General features: G+C 33.8%; 9 protein-coding genes. All 9 read left to right on the forward strand.

All coding sequences use genetic code 11. The annotated features are described in order from the left end of the window. Positions 1-61 precede the first annotated feature (61 nt). Entirely contained in the window at positions 62-1558 is a 1497-nt protein-coding gene (locus DWV06_RS09040) for a sugar ABC transporter ATP-binding protein (protein WP_235828927.1), read from the forward strand. Between the two features lie 15 nt (positions 1559-1573). Then, positions 1574-2566, forward strand: coding sequence for an ABC transporter permease (locus DWV06_RS09045; protein WP_235828928.1), 993 nt, complete (start codon positions 1574-1576; stop codon positions 2564-2566). An 18-nt stretch (positions 2567-2584) separates the two neighbouring features. Next, positions 2585-3733: a substrate-binding domain-containing protein gene (locus tag DWV06_RS09050; protein ID WP_115481860.1), complete on the forward strand. Its 1149-nt coding sequence runs from the start codon at positions 2585-2587 to the stop codon at positions 3731-3733. Positions 3734-4023: 290 nt separating this feature from the next. Next, a complete protein-coding gene (locus DWV06_RS09055; RefSeq protein ID WP_115481861.1) occupies positions 4024-5439 on the forward strand; it encodes an aminotransferase class I/II-fold pyridoxal phosphate-dependent enzyme in 1416 nt (471 codons plus the stop codon). Between the two features lie 96 nt (positions 5440-5535). Further along, positions 5536-6282, forward strand: coding sequence for an ATP-binding cassette domain-containing protein (locus DWV06_RS09060; RefSeq protein ID WP_115481862.1), 747 nt, complete (start codon positions 5536-5538; stop codon positions 6280-6282). A gap of 3 nt (positions 6283-6285) precedes the next feature. Further along, the gene (locus tag DWV06_RS09065; RefSeq protein ID WP_115481863.1) at positions 6286-7122 is read left to right on the forward strand and encodes a hypothetical protein; all 837 of its coding nucleotides are present in this window, start codon (positions 6286-6288) and stop codon (positions 7120-7122) included. Between the two features lie 82 nt (positions 7123-7204). Further along, complete coding sequence (locus DWV06_RS09070; protein WP_115481864.1) at positions 7205-7579, forward strand: GntR family transcriptional regulator; 375 nt, start codon at positions 7205-7207, stop codon at positions 7577-7579. Positions 7580-8237: 658 nt separating this feature from the next. Next, entirely contained in the window at positions 8238-10340 is a 2103-nt protein-coding gene (locus DWV06_RS09075; protein ID WP_115481865.1) for an Ig-like domain-containing protein, read from the forward strand. Between the two features lie 156 nt (positions 10341-10496). Then, positions 10497-12282: hypothetical protein (locus DWV06_RS09080; protein ID WP_147289846.1), on the forward strand; the 1786-nt coding region annotated here is incomplete at its 3' end.

The following is a 12282-nucleotide window of genomic DNA, read 5'->3' on the forward strand; positions in this document are numbered from 1 at the left end:
ATGCAAAAAATTTTAAAATTCGATATTATTATTTTACATCAAGAAGAAGTGAGGTGAAATAATGGAGCAAAAGAAGAAGAATATTCTTGAAATGAGAGACATAAACAAATATTTTGTAGGAGCACATGCATTAGATAATTGTTGTTTTACTCTGCAAAAAGGAGAAATACATGCGTTAGTCGGTGAAAATGGTGCTGGAAAATCAACTTTAGTCAAGATTATGACGGGAGTTTATACGGATTATGATGGAGAGTATTTGTTTTGTGGTAATAAAGTCCATTTTCAAGGTATTAAAGAAGCACAGCAGGCAGGAATATCCGTTGTTCACCAAGAGTTAAATATGATGAATGATTTGACAGTTGCTCAAAATATTTTTATTGGAAGAGAATCAAAAGGATTTTTCTGTTCAGATAAAAAGTTAAATGAAAAAGCTCAAAAGCTAATAAGTGATTTTGATATTAAAGTAAAACCTACGGAACTACTTAAAAACTTGTCCGTTGGAAAAGCACAAATGGTAGAGATTGCAAGAGCTATGTCTTTTGAATCAACAAAAGTACTCATTTTAGATGAACCAACAGCTGCATTATCCGAGTCGGAATCTCATGATTTGTTTGAAAAGATGGAAAACTTAAGAAAAAAAGGAATTTCAATTGTTTTTATTTCACATAGATTAGGAGAAATCATGAAAATAGCAGATAGGGTGACTGTTATGAGAGATGGTGCTTATATTGATACATTAAAAGTATGTGAATGTAAAATAGAGGAAATAATCTGCCTTATGATAGGACGTGAAATTATAGAAGAACCAAAGCAGAGAAGTGGTGTAAAAGAAAATGCTCCTACAGTTCTCGAGGTTACGAATTTAAAATCCAGTAAAGTCAAAGACGTGTCCTTTATTTTAAATAAAGGTGAAATTTTAGGATTCGCCGGCTTGGTTGGGTCAGGTAGGACAGAAGTGATGCGATTGATTTACGGTGTAGATAAAAAGGAATCGGGAGAAATTTTTGTTAATGGAGTAAAGCGCCAAATTAATCATTCTAAGGATGCAATTAAATATGGTATTGGCTATCTCTCTGAAGATAGAAAGCGTTTTGGATTAATGTTGGGTTTATCAGTTATGGATAATATAGTATTACCTTCTTATACCAAATTATCAAAGTTCGGTTTTGTAAGTAAAAAGAAGTGTTTGTCAGAAACTTATAGGTTAATAAAACAGTTAAAGATTAAGACTTTTGATACAAATCAAATAGTAAAAAAATTATCTGGTGGAAATCAGCAAAAAGTAGTAATTGGAAAATGGTTATTACAAGATATGGATATTTTAATATTTGATGAACCTACAAGGGGAATAGATGTTGGTGCCAGAGAAGAAATTTATATTATGATAAAAAAATTAATTAATCAAGGAAATTCTATTATTGTAATTTCATCTGACTTAACTGAAATAGTAAGATTAAGTGACAGAGTAATGGTAATGTCTGAAGGTAAAATAACAGGAGAACTTGATATATCCGAAGCAAATCAAGAAAAAATTATGACACTTGCAACTCAAGGATGAAAGTGAGGTGTGAAAGTGAACAAAGGTGAAAGAGTAAATCAATTTATGAAAGGAGAAGGATTACAAAAATTAATTGCTGTTTTAGCACTAATTATTCTTTACATGTTTTTTAGTTTTTTTGGAAAATATTTTTTAACTGTAGATACTTTTATTAGTATACTAGATTCTTCTTATTATATTGGCTTTTTATCCATTGGAGCAACTTTTGTAATAATAGCTGGAGGAATTGATTTATCATCTGGAACCGTAATGGTAGGCTCAGCCTTGATTGGTGGTGTAGCATATAATGTTTGGGGACTTCCGATAGCATTATCTTTAGGTATTGTTATGTTATCGGCACTCATTTTTGGGGCAATTAACGGGTTATTAGTTGGAAAAATTGGTCTTCCACCATTCATTGCAACATTGGGTATTCAATTTATTTCACTTGGTTATTGTTCCGTTATTGCAAAAGTTCAGACACAGACTTATCCAAGTCTTATATCAAAAGATGGATGGTTTAAACAATTTGTATATAAAAATGAAGGATTTCCAATGGGAATTATTTGGCTGATTCTATTTTTTATCATAGCGTGGGTAATTTTAAATAAAACAGTTTTAGGAAGATATACATATGCAATCGGCAGTAACGAAGAGGCAGTTGAATTAACAGGGATAAAATCTAATAACTGGAAAATCTTAGTATATATAGTAAATGGTTTCTTTTGTGGACTTGCTGGAATTATTTATGCAGCAACGTATAGTACAATTACACCACAGACCGGTAATGGACAAGAAATGTATGCTATTGCAGCTTGTGTAATAGGTGGGACTTCTCTTTCTGGTGGTATAGGATCATTATCGGGAACAATTCTAGGTGTATTTGTAATTAGTGTTTTAAAGACCGGATTATTATCTATGGGATTACCGGTTCAGTGGCAGCAGGTATTAATAGGTGTTGTTGTTATATTAGCCGTATTAATGGACGTAATTCGAATGAAAAATTTAAAAAGATTTAGTCTTACATAATTTTAGGAGGATTATTTGATGAGAAAAGGATTTATGGGTACACTTTTGTATGCAGCAACGGCAGTATTTTTTACAATGGGATGTGGAAGTAAAACTACAACAGCAACTTCTACTCAATATACAAATGATATATCTGTTAACTCATCTGAAGATAAAATATTAGGAAACAAAAATATAATTGTAATATCCAAAAGTTATCAGAATCAGTTTTATCAAGCTGCTTTTCAAGGAGCAGATGATGCGGCAGCAGATTTGGGTGTTACAGTTATTACAAACGGACCGGATGCAGAAAGCAATGTATCTCAACAGGTTGAGCAAGTGGCAGCAGCGATTAATCAGAAACCAGATGCTATCGTATTAGCAGCCTGTGACCCAAATGCATTGGAAGAAACATTGATTAAGGCAAAAGAAAAAGGAATACCAGTAATTGGTTTTGATTCCGGTGTACCCGGTGATAAAACAGGTGCAGTAGTGGCAACTGCAGCTACAGACAATAATAAAGCAGGTGCAAATGTTGCAGAAAATTTAGCCGCAGTAGATGATTTTCAAACAGCAATTGCATCAGGAACAGAAGAATCACCAACTATTATTGGTGTATTGGCACAAGATGCAACTTCGGGTTCCATAGTTCATCGTGTAGATGGTTTTATAAAAGAGATGGTAGCACAGTTAGAGAAACTAGAAGGACTTGAAGGTTGTGTAGAAGTGACAGGACAAAAAAAGTGGACGATACCTTCTAAAAATAAAGCAAAAGTTAAAATTGTAATTACAGTTCCTCCTTCAACAAGCCAGGCTGATATACAGTCCGCAGCAAATACAATTTTTTCAACAGATCATCTTGTAGGTGTATTTGCAGCAAATCAAGATGCTGTAAATGGTGTGATTAGTGCAACGAATGACGCGACAGATTTGGATAAAAAAACAGGAAAGTACAAAGATATTTTTGTAGTTGGATTTGATGCAGGTAAAGCCCAGAAAGATGCAATTATCCATGAACAATTTCTGGGTTCAGTAACTCAAGATCCTTACCAAATGGGATATCAGGCAATCCAGTTGGCAGTAAATGCTTCTAGCGGTAAGGAAGTAAAAAACGTTGATACTGGTTCAAAATGGTATTATAAGGATAATATTGAAGAAGAAAGTATTTCTATCTTATTATATGATTAAATGATAATAAATACCCCTCATATTACTTACGTTGGGCAAGAGCGAAAAGTAATAATATTTAATAATATAAAGATAAAGTTTTATATAGGAGACTTATATGAGAGTATTAATGATTTCAAATACTGCTGCCTCCTCAATCACAGATAAATTTAAATAAACCACAAGTAATTAAAACCTTTTCCTTAAATTATTAAGAACGTTCTGTTGTTAACTTTTGTTAGCAATAGAGCGTTTTTTCAGATTACAAATATAAATATATGTGGTAATCTATTAGCGAGGAGTGAAAAGATATGGATCATTTATTTAATAAATTAAAAAAGCATCATGAATCGAATATTTATCCGTTTCATATGCCAGGACACAAACGTAATATGAAGAACTTCGGAAATTTTTTTCAGATGGATATAACAGAAATAGATGGGTTTGATAATCTTCATCATACGGAAGGGATTTTAGAAGAAGCACAAAACAGGACAGCAAAATTGTATGGTTCCAAAGAAGTACATTTTTTGGTAAACGGAAGCACAGCAGGTTTATTGAGTGCAATTAGCGGTTGTACGCAAAAAGGTGATAAAATATTAATGGCTAGGAATTGCCATAAATCAGTATATAATGCTGTTTATTTAAATGACTTAGAGGTTGAATATCTCTATCCGGAAACGATTTCCGGAATAAATATTGCAGGTGGAATATCTTCGAAAAAGGTGGAAACCCTTATAAATAAAGACGATAGAATTAGTGTTGTTGTAATAACCAGTCCAACTTATGAGGGTGTTGTTTCTGACATTGAAAGTATTGCTCAAGTAGTTCATAAGTATAAAAAATTGCTGATAGTAGATGAAGCACATGGTGCACATTTTGGATTTCATCCATACTTTCCTAAATCAGCAATTATGCTGGGGGCTGATATCGTTATTCAAAGTCTTCATAAAACCATGCCTGCGTTAACACAGTCTGCATTGCTTCATTTTAATATAGATAAAGATAGAAAAGAATATAAAAAAGTAAAAGAATACTTATCAATCTACCAAACGAGCAGTCCATCTTATTTATTAGTGGGAAGTATGGATTATGTTACGGAATTGATGATTGAAAATAGGCAGGAGTTGTTCGAGCAGTTTGTAGAACACTTGGTAAATTGTAGATTGAGAATTAGCAGATTAAAAAATATAAGGTTGTTTGGTAATGAGAACATAGGAAAACATGATATTTTTGAGTTAGACTATTCCAAATTAGTACTTGATGTTTCTGATACAACTATAAATGGAAATCAATTATATCAACGTTTAAGAAATGAATATGGTTTGCAGTTAGAAATGGCAGCAGGTAATTTTGGATTAGCTATGACTTCTTGTATGGATACAATAGAGGGTTTTAGAAGATTGGTTTATGCGTTGAAAGAAGTTGATCATAGAGTAGTCAGAACTGAAAAGCTGAATAGAACGCTTTATAACGTATCAGTTAAATCGGTAATGAGTATCAGTGATGCGTTAAGGACAGAGGGTAAAAAAGTGGACTTTGATAAGGCAGCAGGATGTATCATAAAAGAGTATATCTTTTTATATCCACCTGGAATCCCTTTCATTGTTCCCGGTGAAATTCTGGATGAACAATTAATAAAAAAAGTTCGGGAGTATCAGAAGCAGGAGTTAAATGTTCAAGGGACATTCGATAAGGATTTGAAGGTGATTGAAGTAGTGAGATAATCTTATTTCTACAAAATGGTTGCTTTTTAACTGTATCTATTATATAGTTACAGTAATAACAGTATTAATTAAAGTTTATAGTAGGAGGATAGTTAAATGGATCGTGAAGATATCGATGAAGCAGCTATTTTGTGTAAAGGACTATGTCTTCAGCATGGATACTTTGCAATTGAAAATTTAGATTTTGAGTTAAAAAAAGGTTATATTACAGGACTTATTGGAAGGAATGGTGCAGGAAAAACTACATTAATTAAAATGATTGGAAATAGTATAGACCGGGAACAGGGTATGATTTATTATGATGGTATGGTATATAATGGGCACGAAGTGTTAGTGAAAAAGAAAATTTCAATCGTGTATAGTAAGCCCAATATTAATTTGAATGCTACGCCAAAGAATATTGCATGTGCATTAGATATTATTGAACCTTGGTTTAGCTACGAGTATTTTAGCGAGAAAATGTTTCAATTGAAACTTGATGATAAAATGAAATTAAGAAAATATTCCAATGGTATGCTGAAAAAGTTCATGTTAATATTAGCTCTTAGCCGAAGACCGGAGATCTTGATATTGGATGAGCCGACCAGTGAGGTGGACCCGGTTTCTCGAGTGGAGATGTTAGATATGATTCAAGAATTTATGGAAGATGAAAACCATACGGTATTATTTTCGACTCATATTACAAGTGATCTAGATAAAATTGCAGATTATGTAACTATGATTCAGGACGGTAAGATTTTATTTTCTGATGAAAAAGAAAGTCTTAAGAAACAGTTTTCTTCTGGAGTCAATTTGCCATCTATTGAAGAAATAATGTGTAGAGAATCTTTGAAAGGAGAATAGTATATGAAAAGACATTTTGCTTTTATGAGATTATTTTTCTTTGATGGTGTATCTGGGAAAGTTCCTTTTTTGAGAATTTTTATTATCAATTTTTTTATATGTGTATTAATGTCCTTTATTATAGGGTCTACACAAAGTCTGGTTTCTACGTTTTTAGCATTTGGTATTGTTGGGAGGGTCTTTAATAGTAAGGAAGATTTATCCCATAATCTAAGTATTGATTATAAAAGACAGGTTTATTATGCATTATTATTTTATAGTATTATTTTATTATGTTTTTTTGTAATTAATTTATTTGTAATTTTAATTTTTCAATTTGCTTCTTTTCTAGTAGCAGGAGAGTTTTTAAATATTACTTCATTTTTTTCTGAAAAGAATATTTGTAAGTTATCTACTATTTATAATATTTTATTGATTATCTTGATCTATATTTTGTATTTTCCTTTAATTTTTATTAGGAAAAAAAATTTATGGACGATATATCTTTTTATTTCTTCTTGTGTGTGGCTTATACCGAATACGTTTATAAAATTATACATTGTCAAACAAAGAAACATTCATGAAAAATGGTTTGGTGTATTGGATTGTTTCGACAAAATTAAATTTTCTAATAAGTTAGTTATATTGTTTTTTTTAATGATATACTTATTGATTTGTTTATACATAAGTATGAAGTCTGTCTTTTATTTTATTCAGCCGGTAGACTATTCTAAAAAGAAAAGGACATTTTGCATAAAGACAAAGGAAGAAATACAGGCAATAGAAAAAAAGAAAAATATTATTAAGTGGGTTATAATAATGTTAGTATTGTTTTTAGTAATTATTATCTATAAAAAGTGATTTATTAATTTTCGTTCTATTTTGTAATAATGAAAAAGATGAAATTCATGATAGATTAATAATTTTGCGGAGAGGGTAAAAAATGAAGATAAATATATCAGTGGTATCAAATCTTCCTATATATGAACAAATAAAAAACCAAATAAGGGAACAAGTCCTTTCTGGGAAATTAGAATCGAAATCACAGCTTCCTTCTATAAGGGCACTGGCACGTGAGTTAAAGGTCGGGGTAATTACTACGAAACGGGCATATGAAGATTTAAGTATGGAAGGAATTTTAGTAAGTAAAGCGGGCAAAGGTTATTTTGTGGCAGATTTAGATTATGAATTTGTAAAAAAAAATCATCTGAAACTGATAAAAGAACAGATTATGGATATAAAAAATTATGCGCAGGAGGCAGGTATTCTGAAAGATGAAGTTTTGGATATTTTGAATTCTGTCTTTGGTGATGAGTGAAGTTTATTCGTTTTTTTTCTTGGATATATTCCCATAAAATGTTTTGTGCAAACGGTTATGCCGGACATTACAATGAGCCTTAAGCAAAACGAATATCAGGAGAACCTTCTATTCGTTTTAAGTCTCATTTCCATGGCATAAGTGTTTGCACAAAATATTTTATGGGAATATTTACGGAAGGTTGTGGCTTCGTTTTGTTTGGAGCGAATGTTGTAATATATATAATCTGTAAGAACTATTAATAATTTTAAAATAGAATAGATATTATTAATTATGTTTTATAAGGTCGAATATGCTACAATTTCTAGGTTTTGCGTGCATTTGCAAATGTGTTCCTTAAGAGGATTTAGATTTTTTTAGGAATAAAATAAAGAGAAAACAGATAGGGAAATGGCTAAGTTATTAGAAAAATTTAGCTATTTGATTGGAATAATTTGTCTTGGAAGTAGATAACAAGTTTGTTATAATATAAACGAGGGAATGAGGGACAAGGGGAGTGTCAAATTAATTGAAACTTCCGAGTAATTTAATGCTTAAATAAATGATGATGAAAACCTTGCATAACTGTTCCTAACAGGGATGCATTTTTTATTGAGAAGATTTCAGTTTGTAAATTAATTTCTTAAAAAAAGTGGTTTAAAGGAGAGGATAAATAGGAATGCAGAAAGAAAGCGTAATGATAGTAAGACAAAGACGACAAAAATACATACGAAATTTACTGATGCTGGTAGTTGCAATGTTGATGCTGGCTGGGATAAAAAAAACAGCCTTTGCAGAGGCAGCTACTTTGACTATTGATGGAACTAGTGTAAATCCGTACGTTTCCTCCAGTGGGAAAGGAAGTTCCGGTGGAACTTGGAGCTTTGCTCCGGCAAATGGGATCAAGAATGCTACGCTGACCTTAAATAACTATCATGGAAAGGAGATTAATTATAGCTACGCTCCTGGAGATTTTGATATTGTATTGGTTGGTAATAACGTGGTAACAAATAATACAAATTCCACGGGTTTTGGGATTTACTATGAAGCAGATGGAATCTATACGATAACAATAAAAGGAAAAGGGAAATTAACCATACATTCTTTGTTCTATGGTATTGACTTTAATACTAAATATTATACAAATGATCAAGGTGGCAAGTTAGTATTAAACGCAAATGTTACGATTCATTGTGATGGAGGAGGTCTTCATTCTAAAGGAAAAGCTTACATAAATAGTGGTGCTTTAAATATAGTAGCATATAATTTTCACGCTGTTATTGTGAATCAGTTTATTCAAAATGGAGGAAACGTGACCATAACAGGAAAAGGAGCATATAGTGCGGGTGTATATATGGCTGGAGAAAACTCTCGGTTTGAAGCCAATGGTGGGATATTAACGGTAAATTCAGTTAACCATGCCATTGAAGCCTACACAGGAGATTTATATTTTAATGAGGGATGCCATGTGACAGCAAAGAGTACAGGGTTTTGGCAAGAAAGTTTGTATTCCTTAAATGGAAGAATTTATTTTAATGGTGGTGAAGTAAGAGCGTATGCACCAGCTTCTACGGCTTTTCGTTCTGCTAAAAATGAAGAGAATAAATTTGTGTATTTTGGTAATCTAAATCCAGGTAGACAAATGGCGTACTTTGAAGGAAAAAATTTTAATAGTCTGACTCGTGTGAAACATTTATCTATGGAAACCGAGGAGATAGGTATGGGATATAGCAATAAGTATGCGATTGCTATTTTACCCAAATGGAGGGCATCGGTTAGTACCAGTCAAAAAAAAATCGCCATTAAGTTGATGAATTTGACTCCTAAGTATGGAAGTGGTCCAGTCGATTCCATTACGGGAATCAAAGGCGAAACGGTCAAGGTAAGTGTCCGTTGTGCGAAAGGAAAAAAGCTGTCAACTCTATATTACTATAAAGCAAAGGAGCCAAGTAAGAAATCATATATTAATTTAACCAAAAAAACATTTACCATGCCGGATTATGATGTCGTTGTGGCAGCAAAAGTCAAGGATACAGTAAAGGTAACCAAAATCAAACTGAATAAAACAAAAGCGACGCTTCGAAAAGGAAAGTGTTTTACCTTACGGACTTCGATCCGTCCTAGCAATGCGGACAATAAAGGAGTGACTTTTAAAAGTTCCAATCAAAAAGTGGCAACGGTCAGCCAAAGAGGTGTGATTATAGCAAGACGCTATGGTACAACAACGATTACGGCTATGTCAAAAGATGGAAGCAGAAAGAAAGCGACTTGTAGGATATCGGTCGGATATAAGATTAATTACAAATTAAATGGAGGAAGAAACTCAAAATTCAATCCTTCGACCTATTATAAGAAAAAGATAACACTAAAGAATCCGACCAGAAGGGGCTATCTGTTCAAAGGGTGGTATAGCAATAGGAGGATGACGAAGAAGATAACAGGAATTTCTAAAAGAAGCAAAAAGAACTATACGCTATATGCGAAGTGGAGGAAGGTCAGAAAACCGGCTGCTCCGAGGGTTACAAGAGTTGTGAAGGTCACAGGAGACAGAATCGAAGTGACTTTAAAGAAACAAAAGAACACCGATGGTTATCAAATTTCTTATGCCGCCAATGCGTCATTTACGGTACAGGTTAAAAATATTTCTACCACAAAACTTACGAAAACTTTAAAAGTGTATAAGCAGGGAAACACATACTATATCCGCGTGAGAGCATATAAAAAAGATTCCGCAGGGAAAAGGATATATGGTGCTTATAGCTGGGTAAAGATGGTGAAATAGCTGTAAGCGTTGAAAATATTTGTGGAAGGTTATGAATAATGTTTAGCTTCAAATGTAATCTTTATAAATATTTACATTTTAAATAAATTTTTAATCTAAGATAACGATATTTTATTTTTAAAGTATAAAATACCTACAAAGGAGATATGAGTCATTATGAGAAAGTTATATAAGAGACTGCTATCGTTTGCAGTTGTGATACTGGTGCTGTTTCAAAGTGTCCCTATGTATTCTCTGGAAGTTTACGCGGATCAGACGAAGGATGAGGAGCAGACAGAAGATGAGGATCAAGGTAAAATCCGGATTGAGGAGTTAACCAAAATGCCGAATATCGAGTGGAGCAATCAGGATGTTACCATTATAGGAAAGATAAAAGGAGGAATTTCTTCACAAGAGAATTCCTACCGATATAAGTACACCACAAATAAAAAGAAATATTACGATTATTATGAACATGATAACTATGGGGATAATAGTAACTTAGAAATTAGAATGCAAGATACGGGTGACCAAACGATTAATATTAAGGAAACTAATAATACCCTGTCAACTTATTACATCTGGGCTTATGATGGAAAAAAAGAAAAATCCGAACTGTATTCCATTAAGGTGAAAGTTGACAAAAACGTACCAACAGTTGATGTACCGACTAGTAATCCTGTTACGGATGTGAATAATCCAACGGGAAAGGATGTGACGATCAGTGGAAAGGTGTCTGATACAGGAGGTTCTGAAGTTAAAGAGGTACGATATAGCAAAGATGCAAATGCATTTGAGCAGGATGTTTTTGATTCAGAAGTAGAAGGGGTACATAAGATAGACGCAGATGAAAATGGAAATTATTCTTTTGTTTGGTCTGAATCCTTAAAAGGATATGTTTATGTATGGGCTTATGATCATGCTGGTAATAAGTGTGAAACTGCACAGAAAGTATATATAAACGTAGATAAGACACCGCCCATTATCAACAAGATCACAGATATAGTCGGAGGCAGTTGGATAAATGGAGGGAGCAAACAGACCATAGGCTGGGGTAAGGATAAGGTAACGGTTACGATTGATGCAAATTTAGACCCTAAAATTGATTCTAATAGAAGCCATATCGTAACTAAGATTTATTATGGTAAATCGGAAGATTTTAAATCGGCACAAGTAATTAAAAATCCTGTTAATGGACAGTTTACATTTGAAGTACCGGCAGGTAAGGAGGGTGTGGATGAGACCTATTACATTTGGGCAGAAAATGCAATTGATTGCATTACAAAAGTCCCTATCCCCTACAAGATCCAAATCGATAGCCACACTCCGGAAATCGTATCGTATGAGTTCTCTCCCCTCCACGACAATCTTGCGTCCAAGTTCATCCGCTGGCTGACCGGCGGGATCTTCTGTAAGGAAGGGGTCAAGGTGACGGTAACGGCGACGGATGAAGACCAGGACAACGATGACGTGGTAAGCTCTGGGATGAAGTCCATCACCCTTTATGGAGATGACAAAGGACAAAGCGGCGTGTCTGTAATCGGCGAAGCTACCGGAGACAGCCTCGTGAAACAAAAGAACGGAACCGTGAAGGCCTCGTTTGACATTGCGGGAAAAGAAGGCGAGGTCTATCGGAAAGTCCTTTCTGCGAAAGCAAAGGACGTCGCAGGGAATGAATCTTCTGTGACCAAGCCAAGTGACATCGATGAAGAAAAGGGCGATGAGATCGTGGTGGAGAAGACCAGCCCAACGATTCAGATCGAAAAGAAGAAAACAGGCGCCTACAAAGAAGTAGGGACTGGAGATATTTATTATCATGGAGAAGCGAGCTTTGACCTTTCCATTTCCGATGTGGATTCGGGACTGCAGTCCGTAGAGGTGATGATCAATGGACAGCCCATCAAGAAGGACAGCAACCAGCAGACCATTTTGACGGAGAAGGAGAGCAAGGACAACAAGACGG

Source organism: Anaerosacchariphilus polymeriproducens (genome assembly GCF_003363435.1).
Classification (GTDB): Bacteria; Bacillota; Clostridia; order Lachnospirales; family Lachnospiraceae; genus Anaerosacchariphilus; species Anaerosacchariphilus polymeriproducens.